We start from the raw sequence: 15,045 nt of genomic DNA, 5'->3' as shown, positions 1-15,045 counted from the left end.
ATCAATTATTATTGGATGGGTCTCGCGGAGCGATGGTCGCGGCAGCGATGAATCCGCCGTGACCCTCATTCTGTTCCGCAGCCGGATCTGTGAAGGCAACCGGCGCCGCCGGGGCTTCGACTGCACGATCCAGTCGATCCGCCCCCCTGCATCCGCCCGCCCCTCGTGATTTCATTCCTAACACGGCCACAAAACAGTTACAATCCTCAATATGGCGGTCTAATCCACCTTTCACTGACGATGTCGACCGGATTGATTGATAACGATCGATAAGTAGCTGATCGAAGCACACGCAAGACGTGCATCTGCCGATCGTCCGCGGAACAATATTGACGCTGGAGCATGTCCGAAAACGCACGAAAGCACCCGTCGGGACATTGGACTGTCCGCGGGCTCGGATAGATCTCAGGTGAGTGTGGCGTTTAGCGCTCTACACCTCGGCCCGACGCCGCCTGGAAGGCGGGCTGCCGGATCCGGTCTGAACGGCGCCGCTTCATTTCGTGTCGTCAGCGGCGGGTCGGGTGGCCAAGTTCTCGAGCTTCTTCATCCAAGGCAGCGCAATCCAGGGCAGCGCAACGCGCGCCGATTCCGGCAGGTCAGAGCGCGCGGAACGGCATCCGCCCTTCATTCCCGGCGTGCATGAGTGCCGTCTCCATACATTAATCTACATACAATCAGACATTTCCGCATTCAGGAGGCGCGCATCCGTCACGCTCGACAATTACCCCAAGCATGTCACGTCAGCCATATCGTTTGATAATTTTTAACCGTCAATGTTACGCCACAACGGTCCAGACCAGCGAAGAACAGCGGCGGATTAGGCCATCCGCCGCTGTTCCATCATCGTGACGGGCTGTTGGATCAGGCGCTGAGGGGCAGGGCGGGCCGTCCCGCCAGGGCCTCCGCCAGGGCGTCCGCGACGGCGTGGACGGTCTCCTCGCCCATGCCGGCATAGAGCGGCAGCAGGATGCAGCGGTCGCGGGCGGCCTCGGAATGGGGCAGGGGCGCGCGTAAGGACAGGTCGGCATAGGCCGGTTCGAGGTGGATGCACATCACGCCGCGGCGGCTGGCGATGCCGCGGTCGAGCAGGCCCTGCATCACGGAAACTTGATCGGCTCCTTCGCCCAGGCGCACCGCGTAGCTCTGCCAGTTCGAGCGGGCCCAGTCCGGCTCCACCGGAACCGCGACGGCAAGACCCGCCAGCGCCTCGGCGTAGAGGCCGGCGAGGCGCCGGCGCTCGGCCACGATGGCGTCGAGCCGCGCGAGCTGGACCCGGCCGATCGCCGCCTGGAGGTCTGTCAATCTATAGTTGTATCCAACCGTCGGGTAATCCTCGAACACCACGGCCCGGCTGGCATGGCGGGCGACGTCCGACACACCCATCCCGTGCTGGCGCCAGAGCCGGAACCGGCGGTCCCATGCGGCGTGGCGGGTGACCAGCATGCCGCCCTCGCCGGTGGTGAGGATCTTGCGCGGGTGCATCGAGAAGCAGGCGACGTCCCCGAGCGGCCGGCCGATCCGCTGCCACGCCCCGTCGATCCGGATCTCGGAGCCGATGGCGCAGGCGGCGTCCTCGACGAGGGCGACGCCGTGGCGGCGGGCGATGGCGATCAGCCGGGCCATGTCGCAGGGCATGCCGATCTGATGCACCGCCAGGATGGCCTTCGTCCGCGGCGTGATCGCGGCCTCTGCGAGGTCCGGGTCGATGGTGAGGGTGACGGGGTCGATATCGACCAGCACCGGCTCGGCCCCGCATTGCCGGATGGCGTTGGCGCAGGCGATGAAGGTGTGGCTGACGGTGACGACCTCGTCGCCGGGGCCGACACCGGCGGCGAGAAGGGCGAGATGCAGGGCCGTGGTGCAGTTCGAGACCGCGCAGGCATGCGGCGCCCCGACGGCGTCCGCGAACTCGGCCTCGAAGGCGGAGACCTGGGGTCCCTGCGTGAGCCAGCCGGAGCGGATGACGGCGCTCGCCGCCTCGACCTCGGCCTCGCCGAGGGACGGCTTGATGATCGGGATCACGAGGCGAGCTCCATCACGGGGGCGAGGCGAGGGGCGGGAGCCGCCTCGGCGGGCATGCGGTTGGCCCGCCACCAGGCGACCAGGTCGTCGAGGCCCTGGTCGAGGCCGATTCCCGCCTGGAAGCCGGTGAGGTCCCGGGCGAGCCGCACGTCGGCGAGGCGCCGCGGCACCGGGTTGACGCTGCGCTCGGCCTCGTGGACCGGCACCAGGTCCGGCCGGCCCATCACCGCGGCGAGGCGTTGCGCCAGTTCGAGGAGCGAGGTCTCCTGCGCGCGCCCGATATTGAGCGCCACGTCGCTCGCCGAGGAGAGCGCCGCCAGGACGTTGGCCCGGGCCACGTCGCGCACGTCGATGAAGTCCATGGTCTGCAACCCGTCGCCGAAGATCAGCGGCGGCTCGCCTCGTGCGATCCGCTCCATCCAGCGGATCAGGACCTCGGTGTAGCGCCCGTGCAGGTCCATGCGCGGGCCGTAGACGTTGAAGTAGCGGAGCGCGACGTAGTCGAGCCCGGCCATGTCGTTGTACGAGCGCAGCAACCCCTCGCCGAAGCTCTTGGCCGCGCCGTAGAGCGTGCGGTTGCCGGAATGCGCCTCGGATTCCGGGGTCGGGAAGGTCGAGGCCATGCCGTAGACCGAGGCCGAGGAGGCGTAGACCACCTTGCCCACCTTTTCCGCGACGCAGAGTTCGACGAGGCTGGCGGTGGCATCCACCATCACCTCGATCGCCTCGCGCGGCTCGGCGGCGCAATGGGTGATGCGGAGCGCCGCCTGGTGGAAGACGGTGTCGCAGCCTGCCACCAGCCCGGCCATCAGGTCGCGGTCGCGGATGTCGCCGATGACCAGCTCGACCGCCCCGGAGCCGAGCGCGCCCGACAGGTTCTCGGTCCGGCCCCGGACCAGGTTGTCGACCACCACGATCTCGCGGCAGCCCCGCGCCACCAGGAGGTCGACGATGTGGGACCCGACGAAGCCGGCCCCACCGGTGACGAGGACCCGGCCCAACTGGCGAGAGGGCTCACACGGCTTCGGCATAACCATCTCCCAAGCTGTCGGTGAGGGCCGCGACCACGGTGGCGATCTGGCGATCGGTGATCTCGGGGAAGAGCGGCAGGGACAGCCATTCGCCGGCCAAGGCCTCCGAGACCGGGCAGGGCGTGCCGAGGCGCACGCTGTCGGCATAGGCCGGCTGGTGGTGCACCGCCCTCGGGTAGTGGATGCCGGTGGCCACACCCGCCGCCTGCATCCGCGCCCGGACCGCGTCCCGGTCCGGCACCCGCACGGCGTAGACGTGGTAGACGTGGTCGCGCCCGCCGGCCTTCGGCGCCTTGAGGCCGGCCTGCCCGAGCAGCGCGTCGTAGCGCGCGGCGGCCCGCCGCCGGCCTTCGGTCCAGCCGTCGAGGTAGCGCAGCTTCACGCCCAAGGCCGCCGCCTGCACCGTATCGAGGCGGTAGTTGAAGCCGGGGCGGACGTGGTTGTAGCGCCCCTCCTGGCCCCAGTCGCGCAACGAGCGCAGGGTTTTGGCGATGTCGGGATCGTCGGTGGTGATCGCCCCGCCCTCGCCGCAGGCGCCGAGATTCTTGCCCGGATAGAAGCTGAAGCAGCCGACCGTGCCGAAGGCACCGGCCCTGGTGCCGTTCCGCTCGGCGCCGTGGGCCTGGGCGGCATCCTCGATCACCGTGATGCCGTGACGCTCGGCGATGGAACAGATCGCCGCCATGTCGGCGAGACGCCCGTGCAGGTGGACCGGCACCACCGCGCGGGTGCGGGGCGTGATCGCCGCCGCGAAAGCCGCCGGGTCCATGGTGTAGGTCTGGGGATCGACATCCACCAGGACGGGCTTTGCGCCGGCATAGAGGATCGCCGCGACGGTGGCGACGAAGGTCATGCCGACGGTGATCACCTCGTCGCCGGGGCGCACCCCGGCGGCGATCAGCCCGAGATGGAGGGCGGCGGTGCCGGTCGAGACCGAGACCGCTTCCGCGGTCCCGCAATGGGCGGCGAAGTCGCGCTCGAAGGCGGCGACGGGGGGCCCCAGCACGTAGGCGCCGCTGCGGAGCACCGCCAGCACCGCCTCTTCGAGCGGCTCCTGCACGGCCCGGTACTGGGCCTCGAGGTCGAGAAGCGGGATCATCAGGCGGCCCTCAGGGGAGACAGGTCGATCGGGTGGCCGCGCTGGGCGAGCGACTGGGAGGCGGCCTCGAGCAGGCGCACCACCCGCAACCCGCTCTCGCCGGAGGTGAGCGGGGTCTCTCCCTGCGTGATGCAGCGGGCGAAGTGCTCGACCTCGGTGACGAGCGCTTCCTTGACCGGGATGTGCGGGGTCCAGACGTCGCCCATGCGGTAGGCCGGCAGGATGCGGCGAATTTCCTCCTGCGAGGGCCGCTCGGCGAACTCGACGCCGCGGTCGTAGACCTTGACCTTCTCGCTCGGCTCCATGTCGTCGAAGACGATCATCCGGCGGCTGCCGCCGATCAGCGTGCGGCGGATTTTTACGGGAGCGAGCCAGTTCACGTTGAGATGCGCGGTGACCCCGCCCTCGAGATAGAGGGTGATGTGGGCGAGGTTCTCGGGGCTGCCCTTGATGTGGCCGGCGCCGGTGGCGGAGATCGCCAGGGTCTCGGCCGGCAGGAGGTAGTCCAGGATGGCGAGGTCGTGGACCGCCAGGTCCCAGATCACGTTCACGTCGTCCTGGAACAGGCCGAAATTGATCCGCGTCGAGTCGTAGTAGAACAGGTCGCCGGTGACGCCGGTATCGATCAGCTCGCGGATCTTCTGGACCGCACCGGTATACACGAAGGTGTGGTCGACCATCAGCGTGAGGCGGCGCTTGGCGGCCTCGGCCACGAGCCGGGCCGCCTCGCGGGAGGTCGGCGTGATCGGCTTCTCGACCAGCACGTGCTTGCCGGCCATGAGAGCGGCGAGCGCGATCTCGTAATGCAGCTTGGTCGGCGTCGCGATGGCGACCGCGTCGATCTCCGGGTCGGTCAGCATGCGCTGCCAGCTCTCGTCGATCGTCACCCCCGGATGGCGGGTGGCGGCGCGGCTTTGCGCCGCCGGCGACGGATCGGCGATCGCCTTGAGCGTGGTGCCGTTCGCCTCCGCGACGCAGCGGGCGATGTTCGGCCCGAAATAGCCGTAACCGATGACTCCGATCCCGATCATGATGCCTCCGCGAGGTCGAGCAGGGACGAGGGGTGAAGGGGGGTGGCGGGCACGCCCGCGACGTGGGCGCCGTCCGGCACGTCGCGGGTGACCACCGAGCCGGGGGCGATCCGGGCGCCGGCCCCGATCGTCAGCCCGCACAGGATCGTGGCATTGGCGCCGACGACCGCGCCGGCGCCGACCCGGGTCGTCTCCAGGGTCCAGTCGTCGGGCCCCATCAGGGTGCCGGCGGCGGTGACGGCGCGGGGATGGCGGTCGTTGGTGAACATCACGCCGGGGCCGACGACCACGTCGTCGGCGAGGCTCACGCCTTCGCACAGGAAGGCGTTGGCGCCGATCCGGCAGCGTGCCCCGAGAACGGCGCCGCGCTGGATCTCCACGAAGGGCCCGACCTGCGACTCCGCGCCGATCGTGCAGCCGTAGACGTTGACGAGGGCGGGATCGGCCAAGGCAACGCTCGCCTCGATCCTCGCATTCACGACCGGCATTCCGTCCCCCGTCGCCACCCAGTGCTGGAACGCTAGGCGGCCGGCGCGGCCAAGTAATCGTGTCAATGCGGGGGTGGATGTTACACCCTAATCACCCCGATCGATGCCAGAACGGTCCGGTCTTTCTACCGCTTCGGGCGTACAGCCCGCCGGCATGACTGATCCGGCGGGGCGGAACGCCTCGCCGTTTTCCGGTCTGGGCAGGGGAGGGGGTGGATTCCGACACTCGTCCGCGAAGGAGCACCCTCATGCCGACCTTAGCGGATACCGCCCCCACCTGCGTCGTGCGGGGCCTGAGCTTCGACGCCCTGGCGGCGGCCTTGGTGAGGGGCCGGACCTCGGTCTTCACCCTCAACATGATGCATATGCGGCTCTTGGGCCGGGAGCCGGAATTCCGCGAGAGCTACCGCCAGGCCTCGATCGTCACCCTCGACAGCAACCTCCTCAACACCTGCTTCCTGCGCCGGCGCATGACGGTCGCGACCGGCAGCGACCTGGTGCAGCACCTCTCGGCCCGGCGGACCTTCCACGATCGCTCGGTCCTGGTGATCGGCAACGTCACGCCGGAGGAGGCCGCCTCGGTGATGGCGAGCCGGCGCCTCGAGGTCTACCGCCCGCCCTTCGGCTTCATCCACGACCCGGCGGCGGTGGATGCGGTGATCGCCCGGGTGCGGGAGATGGCACCCGACATGGTGTTCATCGCCGTCGGCGCGCCGCAGAGCGAGATGCTCACCCTTCGGCTTCGCCGCGCCGGCCTCGTCGAGCCGTCGATCCTGTGCTGCGGCGCCGCCTTCGAGTTCGCGCTCGGCAAGCAGACCCGCTCGCCGGCCTTCGTCAGCCGCACCGGCCTCGAATGGGCCTGGCGGCTGGCGAGCAATCCCCGGCGACTGGCCGGCCGCTACGCCTCGGATGCCGGCTTCCTCCTGTCGATGCTGGGGCCGCTGAACCGACTCGCGCGTTCGGGTGCGCTGAAGGTCGGCGGGTTGCAGCTGCAGTTCCGGCAGGAGGCGGGGCTTGCCCGCAAGGCCGGGTTCGGGCCGGGGGCGCTGGGGGCGGGGTAACGGGGGGCCATGTCCATTCCGTAGCCGCGATCGCGGAGCCCGGAATGCACGGTATACGACATAGGAGGCTGCGCGGCAGCGGGCGCAACGGCCGCCGCGCATGAACCCTCCCCCCCTCTGCGGGGGAGGGTGGTCCCTGCGTCAGCAGGGGCCGGGAGAGGGGCAGCGCGACGCTGATCCAGTTGTTCGCCCGTCACCATGGTCGCGACCTCTCCGGAAGCGTGGTTCCCCTCTCCCGCCCGGCTCCGCCGGGCACCCTCCCCCGCAGAGGGGGGAGGGTTCATGCTCCCCGCCGTACCAGCCAAACAGACCCCGAAACGCAAAAAGGCCGCCTCGACCCGGACGGGGAGGCGGCCTCCTTCCAGCGAGCACAAGGTACTCGCGAAAGATCTTACTCCGCGGCGGCGGGCTTCTTGGCCTTGGTCTTGCCCTTCTCGGCGCCGCGCTCGGCGCGCTCGGCGATGCGGGCCGACTTGCCGCGACGATCGCGCAGGTAGTACAGCTTGGCGCGACGCACCTTGCCGCGACGGACCACCTTGATCGAGTCGATGTTCGGCGAGTAGATCGGGAAGACGCGCTCGACGCCCTCGCCGTAGGAGATCTTGCGGACGGTGAAGCTCTCGTTGATGCCGCCGCCGGACCGGGCGATCACGACGCCCTCGTAGGCCTGGACGCGGCTGCGCTCGCCTTCCTTCACCTTGACGTTCACGATGACCGTGTCGCCGGGCTCGAAGTCGGGGATCGTCTTGTCGAGCTTCGCGATCTGCTCCTGCTCGAGCTGCTGGATGATGTTCATCGGTCAAACTCCTGCCGTCGCCGCCGCGCCCCGGGATGGGATCCGGCGTCAGGATTTCGGCGTCCTGTTGTGAGTTGCCGGCTCCTTACAGGAACGGCCGCGGCTTGTCGACACGCGCCGTCACAGCATTCTTCGTGGCACGCGACGGGCGGAGGGAACCGGACGGTGCGCACCGTGTTGTGTGCGCTCGGTGCGGCGCCGGTCCCCCGGCGGCCCACCGTCAAGGACCCCAATCCCAAGGCCCTCGCGTTCCGGGGGCCATCAGGAGGACCCTCCTCATGCTGATGCGTTGGAAGATCGCCGGCCTCGCGGCCCTGGCGTTCGGCGGTCTCGCGGCCGCCCCCGCGAGCGCGGCCCCGGCCGGGCCCGGCCTTGCCGGCCTGCTCGCCCCCGAGGCGCCGGTGACACAGGTCGCCCAGGGCTGCGGCCCCGGCTTCGCCCGCGGGCCCTACGGCGGTTGCCGGCCGATGTATGGCCGCCGCTATTATGGTCCGCCGCGGGTCTATGGCCGCCGCTGCTTCATCCGCCCGACGCCCTACGGGCCGCGGCGGATCTGCCGTTTCTGATCGGCGGCGCCCGAACCGGGCGGGGCTCCCTGCGGGATCCCCGCCTCCATCAGCCTTCCATAGGCCGGCAACCTTCCATCGGCCGGAACGCCACCAGTGCCATGTCGTCCCGCCGCGGCTCGGGCCCGCGATGGGCGGCGAGTGCCGCCTCCAGGGCCGCCACCTGGTCGGAGAGCGGCAGGCCGCCGTGCCGGCGCAGGATCTCGGCGACGCCGCGATGGCCGAGGAGCCGCCGGGACGCTCCCCCCATCTGGTCGCTGACCCCGTCGGTCATCAGGAAGAAGGCGCGGGGCCCGCCTTGGGCGTCGCGCAGCGGCACGGTGACGCGCGCGAAGGGCTCCTCCCGGCCGGTGCGCCGGTAGCCGAGGCCGTGGCGCCGGCCCTTGATCCGGGTGATCTCGTCGTCGTCCAGCACCGTCAGGGCGAGGCCGGCCCCGGCGAAATCCAGGCTGCCGTTCGCCCGGTCGACGACGCAGATCCCGCAATCGAGCCCTTCGTCCGATCCGTCGGGGCCGGTTCCCGCGGCAGCGCCGGCCTCCTGCCGCAGCCGTGCCCGCACCACGCCGTCGAGGGCCGCCAGGATCTCGTCCGGCCGGCGCAAGGCCCGGTCGTGCAGGATCCGGTCGAGGGCGGTCGCGACGATGAGGGTCAGGAAGGCGCCGGGCACGCCGTGGCCGGTGCAATCGGCCACCACCACGATGCCGAGGCCGTCGCTCTCCTCGATCCAGTAATAGTCGCCGCCGACGACGTGCAGCGGCTCCCACAGCACCGCGACCTCGAACCCGGCCCCGCGCAAGGAGCCGGGCCCGGGCAGCACCGCCTGCTGGATACGGCGGGCATAGTTGAGGCTCTCCATCACCAGGCCGTTCGCCTCGGCGAGCCGGGCATGGGCACGCTCCAGCTCGGCCAGGAGGTGGCGGGCCTCGTCGCCGCTGCGCAAACCCTCGACCATGCGGTTGAAGGCGGCGGAGATGTCGGCGATCTCGCGGCTCGGCCGCCGGCTCCCGGCGAGGTCGACCGTCACCCACTCCTTGCGCTCGACCCGCCCCATCGCCGCGAGCAGCCGGCGCAGGGGCGCGAGGACGTGGCGCCCCACGGCGAGCCTCAAGGAGAGTGCGAAGGCGAGAATCAGCACAAGGCTGGCGCCGAGCACCATCACGACCTGCTTCTCGGCATTGGCCCGCAGGCCCTCCGCCGACAGGACCAGGGTCAGGCTGCCGGCGGGCTGCGCGTCGGGGCCGGGCTCGATCTCGGCCGAGACCTGGATGCGCTCGAAGCTGCGGCCCCGCGGCTCCTCGCCGAGCCGCGCCACCACGCCCCCCGCCGCGTCGCGCAGGATCGCGGAGCGGAAGGCGGGATCGAGGCCGAGCGCCTGGAGCGGGGGGCCGTAGGTCGTGGTCCAGCCCGGATGGGCCAGCGCCCGGGCGGTCATGTCCGCCATCGTCCGGGCGCGCTCGCCCTCGATCCGGATCTGATCGCCGTAATTGACCCAGGCGATCACCACCTGGGTCGCCAGCACCACGGCCGCGATCACCGGCGAGAGGCGCAGGAACAGGGTATGGGCGAGACCGTCGAGGTTGCGGCCCCGGGCGGCGCCGCGCAACGCCCCCGGGCGCATCGTGTCGGCGCCGCCATCCTGCGTCGTCGGCACCCCGGTGACGCCGAGACCGGCCGGCGCGTCGCCCCGGCGCATCGGGCCGGCGCCCCGCAGGGAGCCGCCGCGGCGGGGGGCTGCTTCCGCCACGGGCTCGCCGCTCAACCGCGGGTCTCCGGTGCGCTCTTCTCCTGAATGCTCGTCTCCGGCCCGGCCTCCGGGGAGGGCGCCTGCGCCACCCGGTTGCGGCCGCCGTGCTTGGCCGCGTAGAGCGCGGCGTCGGCCCGGCGCATCGCCGCCTGCAGGCTCTCCCCCGGCTCGGCCGATGCCAGCCCGATGCTGACCGTGATGCCGATCGGCCCGCCCTCGGTGGCGACGGGGTTGGCCGCGACGGCGGCCCGGATGCGCTCGGCGATCGCCGCCCCGTCCGCGGGATCCGTCTCGACCAGCAGGACCGCGAATTCCTCGCCCCCGAGCCGCCCGACCGCATCGAGGGAGCGCAGGGCCGAGCGGCAGGCGGCGACGAAGGCGATCAGCGCCGCGTCGCCGGCGGCGTGGCCGTGGCTGTCGTTGACGAGCTTGAACCGGTCGAGGTCGAGCATCAGCAGGCAGGCGCGCTGCCCGGGCCGGCGCGGCCAGTCGCGGGCGCAGACCTCCAGGAAGCGCCGGCGGGCCAGCGCCCCGGTCAGCGGGTCGGTATCGGCGAGCCGGCGCAGCTCGGCCTCCAGACGGGCGCTGGTCTCGATCTCGCCCGACAGGGCCTCGTTCAGGTTCTGCAGGTCGCGCTGCTGCTCAGCCAAGCGCTTGTTGGCCTTCTGGAGGTCGGCCTGCATCCGGTCGCTCAGGCGCACCAGCCGGCGCTGCTCGCGGTAGCCCCGGCGATAGGCCTCGGCCAGCACCTTCACCCCGTCCGCCACCGCGGCGAGCTGGGTCAGCATCACCTCGGTCCGGTCGAGGACCGCCTCCTCGTTGTCGAACAGGCTGAAGACGTTGGCAGGTCCCCCGGAGCGCTTCGTCCCGTCGCCGCGCTTTCCCGTATCGGGCTCGGCCAAGCCGGGTTCCTGGGGGGCCTCGCCGTCGGTCGTCGCCGCAGGCCCGGGAAGCCTCCTGGTCGTCATGCGGCCGTCTCCTGCACCATCTCGAACCGGGCATGCGAGAAATCGGCCGCGAAATCCTCGCCCGCTTCCGCGATCGTGTCGTCCCCTTCCGCGTAGAGCCAGCGGATCGTCACCGCGCGGCCCTCCTCGGCGGCCTCCTCGAGGGGCATGAACAGGTTCATCAAGGCCTTGGCGCTCGACGAATTGAAGTAGGACAGGGCGACCTCGAAGGTCAGCGGCGTCGCCTCCTCCTCCAGGCAGGCGCGCAGGGCCTGAAGGAGGGGGCCGTAGAAGGCGGCGGCGTCCTCGGGGTAGGATTCGCCGCGCAGGAGCAGGCGCCCGGCGGGAAAGTCGAAATCGACCAGCGGCGAGCGGCTGGTGGCGGGGATCTGGATCCGGTCCATCGTCGGGCGCCTCAGATGAAGGCCTTGAGGCAGAAGAACGAGCGGTCGTCGCCGCGCGCCTGGAAGTCGTACTCGACCGGGGCGCTGGAGCGCCGGGCGATCTCGATCAGCCCGATGCTGCCGCCGAGGCTGCCCTCCTCGGCGGGCTGGCGCAGCCGCTCGCGGTAGTATTTCTTCAGCTCCTCGCCCGACAGGCCGACGATGTGGTCGAGCCGGGCGCGCAGCGCCGTGACGTGCTCGCCCGGAACCTCGTTGCCGCAGGCGACGAAGAAGCGCCCGTCCTCGATGCCGACGACGATCAGGCCGGCGCTGACCATGCTGCCCGCCGGCGTGCCGTGCGGCACCAGCTTGTCCGCCGAATAGCGGATGACGTTCTGGGCCTGCTCGACGAAGATCGAGAAGACCCGCTTCGACACGCCTGCGTCGGTGGCGCCCTGCTGCATGCGCAGCTTCAGCACCTCGCCGAGGGAGAACAGCACGTTCTCCGACAGGTCGCCGCCGAACGACAGGATGATCCCGTTGCGCCGGGACGCCTCGTGGAACGCCATGAAGTCAGATGCGAGCACCGCTCTCTCCCGCCCGGGTCACCGCGCCGGCCTTGAAGCCTCTCGCCCCCGCCGCCCGCTTTGTCCGGGCCGAAGGCGGCCGGACGCCATGGTAGCCGGCAAGGGCTCACTGGAGTGTTACTGCGTTGCACAACGGAAGTCCGCACACAGTCGATAAAAATTTTGTCGGTCGCTCGCCGCCGCGCGGATTTTTCATCCGGAATGTGCTTAAAAAATCCGCGACTTGCTTTTCGGTTGTGCAGCAGAAGGAGAGCCTGTCGCAAGGGTAGGTTTGAGGCGATTCGATCGCGTCGTTTTCATGGCCGATTCCCGGCCGGCCCCTGGCCGAGCGTGATGCGCCCCGCCGGCTTCGTGTCGATCGATTCGCCGCGAGGATGCGGTGGCGAGCCCTCCCTCGCCTCGCCCCCTTGCCGCCGCCGGGCCGCGCGGGCAGCATCGAGCGGTCGGTGGAGCGCGTCCGGGCATGGTCGAGATCAAGCGGCGCCGGTCCTTCGAGGCCGGGCATCGGCTCAAGTTCATGGTGCTGGTCGACGAGACGCCGGAATGTGACCGCGCGGTGCATTTCGCCGTGCGCCGGGCGGCGCGGCTCGGGGCCCGGGTGGTGATGCTGGCGGTGGCCGAGCCGCCCGAGACGATGGAGTGGCTCGGCGTCGGCGACGCGATGCGGGCCGAGGCCGAGGCCGAGACGATGGAGCGGCTGGAGGCGCTCGCGGCATCGGCCCGGCAGGCCGCGGGCGTCGATCCCGAATTGGTGGTGCGGACCGGCGAGCGCGCCGACGCGATCCTGCGCCAGATCGAGGCCGACGAGGACATCGCCTTCCTGGTGCTCGGCGCCGCCGCCGGCGGCGACGGGCCGGGGCCGCTCGTCACCTCGATCGCCGGGCGCAAAGCCGGCAGCTTCCCGGTGCCGGTGGTGATCGTGCCCGGCGCCCTGAGCGAGGCGGAGATCACCGCGCTCGCCGGGTGAACGCCGCCTGCTCCATTGAGCTTTGGCGCGTTCGGGTCCACATCAGCGGGCAGGCGCGAAGGGCTCCCGAGGAGCCGCGCGCCGTTCCCGGCCGGCCTTGAACCGGCGCTGAGAACGTCTCGAGGATCACCGATGTTCATCCAGACCGAAGCCACCCCGAACCCCGCCACCCTGAAGTTCCTGCCCGGCAAGGTCGTCCTGCCCGAGGGCACCTTCGAGGCCCGGGACGAGGGTGCAGCTTTGCGCTCGCCGCTCGCCCGCGCCCTGTTCGGCGTCCAGGGCGTCTCCGGCGTCTATCTCGGCCACGACTTCATCTCGGTGACCAAGGCCGAGGGCGAGCCCGGCTGGCCGCAGGTCAAGCCCGCGGTGCTCGGCGCCATCATGGAGCACTTCATGTCCGGGGCCCCGGTCATGGAGGCCGGCCACGCCCCCGAGGAGGCGGCGGAGGAGTTCTACGACGAGGCCGATGCCGACACGGTCGTCACCATCAAGGACCTGCTCGAGACCCGGGTGCGCCCGGCGGTGGCCGGCGACGGCGGCGACATCACCTTCCGGGGTTTTCGCGATGGCGTAGTCTACCTGGAGATGAAGGGCGCCTGCTCGGGCTGCCCGTCCTCCACCGCCACCCTGCGCCAGGGCGTGCAGAACCTCTTCCGCCACTTCCTGCCGGACGTGCGCGAGGTCCAGGCGGTCTCGTAAAGGCTTCCCCGCCGCCCGCAGATCGGCGGGGCGGGAGCGTCGTTTCTGCCGCCGACCGGTTTCCTCCCCGGCGGGGGATGATCTAAAGGCTGAACCGAACCGGGCCGCCTCGCCATACGCGGGGCGGTCCTTCTTATGTTAACCTGTCTGTGCCAGGCTGGGATTCAAGCGGCGGGCCGACGAGCGGCCCGGCGCGGCCGGCGTCACGGACCCGGCCGCGGCGTTGCAACCCCGCGGGCGCGAAAGGGCGGAGCCTGACTGTGATGCGGATCCTGGCCATCGATACGGCGCTCGAGCGCTGCGCGGCCTGCATCATGGCGGACGACTCGCCCGAGCCCCTGGCGCAGGAGAGCATGGATCTCGCCCGCGGCCATGCCGAGGCGCTGCTGCCCCTCGTCGAGCGGGTGGTGGCCCGGATCGAGGGCGGGTTCGAGAGCCTGGACCGGGTCGCCGTCACGGTGGGGCCGGGCTCCTATACCGGCCTCAGGGTCGGCCTGTCGGCCGCCCGGGCGGTGGGGCTGGCCTGCGGAATCCCGGTCGTCGGCGTCACCACCCTGTCGGCCCTGCTGGCGCCGCTGCTCGCGGCGGAAGACGATTTCCTCGGGCAGGGCTACCTGCTCGCCGCCGCGATCGATGCCCGCCACGGCCATGTCTATTTCCAGGCCCTGAGCCAGGACGGCGGCATCGCCGTGCCGCCGAGCCTGCTGCCGCTCCCGGAAGCCGTGCGGCTCCTCGGGCACGGCCCCGCGGCGCTTGCCGGCTCCGCCGCCCCGGCGCTCGCCGCCGCCGCGGCCGCGCAGGGCAACCGCGCCGTGGTGCCGGAAGGCCACATCGCCCCGCAGATCGCCTGGGTGGCGTCGCTGGGCCTCGTCGCCGACCCGGCCCAGGCGCTCCCCCGTCCGTTGTATCTGCGCGGGCCGGACGCCCAGCCGCAGGACCATGCCCGCCTCGCCCGCCGCTGACGGAGACCCCGATGAAGTGGATGCCGTTCCGCTCTCCCCCGACCGCCCATGTCGCGCCCCTGACCTCGGCCGACCGGGCCGGAGAGCTCGCGGCGCTCCACGCCACCGCCTTCGCGCGGCCCTGGGAGGCGGACGAGTTCGAGCGCATGCTGTGCGAGCGCGGCCACATCGCCCACGCGCTGATGCTCGGCACGGTGATCGGCGGCTTCGTGCTCTCGCGCCAGGTGCTCGACGAGGCCGAGATCCTCACCATCGTGCTCGGCCCGGCCTCCCGCGGCGCGGGCCTGAGCCGCCAACTGCTTCGGGCGCATCTCGTCGCCCTGGAGGATGCGGGCGTGCGCCGGGTCCATCTCGAGGTCGACGACGGCAACGCCCCGGCGCTCGCCCTCTACCACCGCCACCGCTTCGCCGAGACCGGCCGGCGGGCGAGCTACTACGCCCGGCCCGACGGCAGCCGGGCGAATGCGATCATGATGCAGGCGGCGCTGGGGTAGGGGACTACGGGGCGATGCGCCCGAACCCTCCCCGTTCTGCGCTAGCGGATTCACGCTTCTTCCCCGAGAGCTAACCCTCTGTAAATGTGCGCGCTTTCCCCTCCCCCTTGTGGGGAGGGGTTAGGGGTGGGGGTGGTGCCGCGTAGAGCTGTGCGGTGCCTCCTGTAC

General features: G+C 71.1%; 16 protein-coding genes. 6 read left to right on the top strand and 10 right to left on the bottom strand.

What is annotated here, in order from left to right; all coding sequences use genetic code 11:
* Positions 1-861: 861 nt before the first annotated feature.
* Genes AC3AOF_RS24450 through AC3AOF_RS24430 form a run of 5 tightly spaced genes read right to left on the bottom strand, consistent with a single transcriptional unit; the run spans position 862 to position 5,632 of the window.
* Complete coding sequence (locus AC3AOF_RS24450; RefSeq protein ID WP_236988403.1) at positions 862-2,022, bottom strand: DegT/DnrJ/EryC1/StrS family aminotransferase; 1,161 nt, start codon at positions 2,020-2,022, stop codon at positions 862-864.
* On the bottom strand, positions 2,019-3,053 hold the full coding sequence (locus AC3AOF_RS24445) for an NAD-dependent epimerase/dehydratase family protein (RefSeq protein ID WP_488346737.1): 1,035 nt from the start codon (positions 3,051-3,053) through the stop codon (positions 2,019-2,021). Before AC3AOF_RS24445 ends, AC3AOF_RS24450 begins: the two co-directional genes overlap by 4 nt.
* Positions 3,037-4,152 carry a DegT/DnrJ/EryC1/StrS family aminotransferase gene (locus AC3AOF_RS24440; protein WP_488346736.1) on the bottom strand — a complete coding sequence of 372 codons (1,116 nt, stop codon included), beginning with the start codon at positions 4,150-4,152 and terminating at the stop codon, positions 3,037-3,039. The genes AC3AOF_RS24445 and AC3AOF_RS24440 overlap by 17 nt, the downstream gene beginning before the upstream one ends.
* Complete coding sequence (locus tag AC3AOF_RS24435; protein ID WP_236988406.1) at positions 4,152-5,183, bottom strand: Gfo/Idh/MocA family protein; 1,032 nt, start codon at positions 5,181-5,183, stop codon at positions 4,152-4,154. The genes AC3AOF_RS24440 and AC3AOF_RS24435 overlap by 1 nt, the downstream gene beginning before the upstream one ends.
* Complete coding sequence (locus AC3AOF_RS24430) at positions 5,180-5,632, bottom strand: acyltransferase (RefSeq protein WP_272913246.1); 453 nt, start codon at positions 5,630-5,632, stop codon at positions 5,180-5,182. Before AC3AOF_RS24430 ends, AC3AOF_RS24435 begins: the two co-directional genes overlap by 4 nt.
* Positions 5,633-5,919: 287 nt before the next feature.
* Between AC3AOF_RS24430 and AC3AOF_RS24425 the strand changes: the two genes are divergently transcribed.
* Positions 5,920-6,732, top strand: a complete 813-nt coding sequence (locus tag AC3AOF_RS24425; RefSeq protein ID WP_488346735.1) for a WecB/TagA/CpsF family glycosyltransferase — start codon at positions 5,920-5,922, stop codon at positions 6,730-6,732.
* 391 nt (positions 6,733-7,123) lie between these two features.
* On the opposite strand, the gene rplS is transcribed toward AC3AOF_RS24425, so the two are convergent.
* Positions 7,124-7,528, bottom strand: coding sequence for a 50S ribosomal protein L19 (rplS, locus tag AC3AOF_RS24420; RefSeq protein ID WP_236988409.1), 405 nt, complete (start codon positions 7,526-7,528; stop codon positions 7,124-7,126).
* A gap of 278 nt (positions 7,529-7,806) precedes the next feature.
* On the opposite strand from rplS, the gene AC3AOF_RS24415 reads away from it, so the two are divergent.
* Positions 7,807-8,094, top strand: coding sequence for a GCG_CRPN prefix-to-repeats domain-containing protein (locus AC3AOF_RS24415; RefSeq protein ID WP_336886929.1), 288 nt, complete (start codon positions 7,807-7,809; stop codon positions 8,092-8,094).
* 49 nt (positions 8,095-8,143) lie between these two features.
* Here the strand turns inward: AC3AOF_RS24415 and AC3AOF_RS24410 are convergent, their stop codons facing one another.
* Genes AC3AOF_RS24410 through AC3AOF_RS24395 form a run of 4 tightly spaced genes read right to left on the bottom strand, consistent with a single transcriptional unit; the run spans position 8,144 to position 11,755 of the window.
* Positions 8,144-9,853, bottom strand: coding sequence for a SpoIIE family protein phosphatase (locus AC3AOF_RS24410; protein ID WP_488346734.1), 1,710 nt, complete (start codon positions 9,851-9,853; stop codon positions 8,144-8,146).
* Positions 9,850-10,806 (bottom strand): GGDEF domain-containing protein, encoded by a 957-nt coding sequence (locus AC3AOF_RS24405; protein WP_236988411.1) that lies wholly within the window; start codon positions 10,804-10,806, stop codon positions 9,850-9,852. The genes AC3AOF_RS24410 and AC3AOF_RS24405 overlap by 4 nt, the downstream gene beginning before the upstream one ends.
* A complete protein-coding gene (locus AC3AOF_RS24400; RefSeq protein WP_236988412.1) occupies positions 10,803-11,189 on the bottom strand; it encodes a DUF1987 domain-containing protein in 387 nt (128 codons plus the stop codon). The genes AC3AOF_RS24405 and AC3AOF_RS24400 overlap by 4 nt, the downstream gene beginning before the upstream one ends.
* Before the next feature lie 11 nt (positions 11,190-11,200).
* The gene (locus AC3AOF_RS24395; RefSeq protein WP_236988413.1) at positions 11,201-11,755 is read right to left on the bottom strand and encodes a SiaB family protein kinase; all 555 of its coding nucleotides are present in this window, start codon (positions 11,753-11,755) and stop codon (positions 11,201-11,203) included.
* Positions 11,756-12,218: 463 nt separating this feature from the next.
* Between AC3AOF_RS24395 and AC3AOF_RS24390 the strand changes: the two genes are divergently transcribed.
* The 4 genes from AC3AOF_RS24390 to AC3AOF_RS24375 all read left to right on the top strand — a co-directional run bounded on the left by AC3AOF_RS24390 (position 12,219) and on the right by AC3AOF_RS24375 (position 14,877).
* Positions 12,219-12,722 carry a universal stress protein gene (locus tag AC3AOF_RS24390; RefSeq protein ID WP_236988414.1) on the top strand — a complete coding sequence of 168 codons (504 nt, stop codon included), beginning with the start codon at positions 12,219-12,221 and terminating at the stop codon, positions 12,720-12,722.
* Between the two features lie 132 nt (positions 12,723-12,854).
* Positions 12,855-13,421 (top strand): NifU family protein, encoded by a 567-nt coding sequence (locus AC3AOF_RS24385; RefSeq protein ID WP_236988415.1) that lies wholly within the window; start codon positions 12,855-12,857, stop codon positions 13,419-13,421.
* A gap of 263 nt (positions 13,422-13,684) precedes the next feature.
* Positions 13,685-14,383 carry a tRNA (adenosine(37)-N6)-threonylcarbamoyltransferase complex dimerization subunit type 1 TsaB gene (gene tsaB / locus AC3AOF_RS24380; RefSeq protein ID WP_236988416.1) on the top strand — a complete coding sequence of 233 codons (699 nt, stop codon included), beginning with the start codon at positions 13,685-13,687 and terminating at the stop codon, positions 14,381-14,383.
* An 11-nt stretch (positions 14,384-14,394) separates the two neighbouring features.
* On the top strand, positions 14,395-14,877 hold the full coding sequence (locus AC3AOF_RS24375) for a GNAT family N-acetyltransferase (protein ID WP_236988417.1): 483 nt from the start codon (positions 14,395-14,397) through the stop codon (positions 14,875-14,877).
* Positions 14,878-15,045: the final 168 nt, after the last annotated feature.

It is taken from the genome of Methylobacterium sp. 142-1Y (genome assembly GCF_057747795.1).
The sequence above is the reverse complement of the archived record's forward strand: the minus strand, read 5'-3'. Positions and strand labels throughout refer to the sequence as shown.

Coding starts and splice junctions, on each gene's coding strand:
- AC3AOF_RS24415 (WP_336886929.1), top strand. CDS start 7,807: ATGCTGATGCGTTGGAAGATCGCCGGCCTCGCGGCCCTGGCGTTCGGC.
- AC3AOF_RS24425 (WP_488346735.1), top strand. CDS start 5,920: ATGCCGACCTTAGCGGATACCGCCCCCACCTGCGTCGTGCGGGGCCTG.
- AC3AOF_RS24440 (WP_488346736.1), bottom strand. CDS start 4,152: ATGATCCCGCTTCTCGACCTCGAGGCCCAGTACCGGGCCGTGCAGGAG.
- tsaB (WP_236988416.1), top strand. CDS start 13,685: ATGCGGATCCTGGCCATCGATACGGCGCTCGAGCGCTGCGCGGCCTGC.
- AC3AOF_RS24435 (WP_236988406.1), bottom strand. CDS start 5,183: ATGATCGGGATCGGAGTCATCGGTTACGGCTATTTCGGGCCGAACATC.
- AC3AOF_RS24375 (WP_236988417.1), top strand. CDS start 14,395: ATGAAGTGGATGCCGTTCCGCTCTCCCCCGACCGCCCATGTCGCGCCC.
- AC3AOF_RS24400 (WP_236988412.1), bottom strand. CDS start 11,189: ATGGACCGGATCCAGATCCCCGCCACCAGCCGCTCGCCGCTGGTCGAT.
- AC3AOF_RS24390 (WP_236988414.1), top strand. CDS start 12,219: ATGGTCGAGATCAAGCGGCGCCGGTCCTTCGAGGCCGGGCATCGGCTC.
- AC3AOF_RS24445 (WP_488346737.1), bottom strand. CDS start 3,053: ATGCCGAAGCCGTGTGAGCCCTCTCGCCAGTTGGGCCGGGTCCTCGTC.
- AC3AOF_RS24405 (WP_236988411.1), bottom strand. CDS start 10,806: ATGACGACCAGGAGGCTTCCCGGGCCTGCGGCGACGACCGACGGCGAG.
- rplS (WP_236988409.1), bottom strand. CDS start 7,528: ATGAACATCATCCAGCAGCTCGAGCAGGAGCAGATCGCGAAGCTCGAC.
- AC3AOF_RS24385 (WP_236988415.1), top strand. CDS start 12,855: ATGTTCATCCAGACCGAAGCCACCCCGAACCCCGCCACCCTGAAGTTC.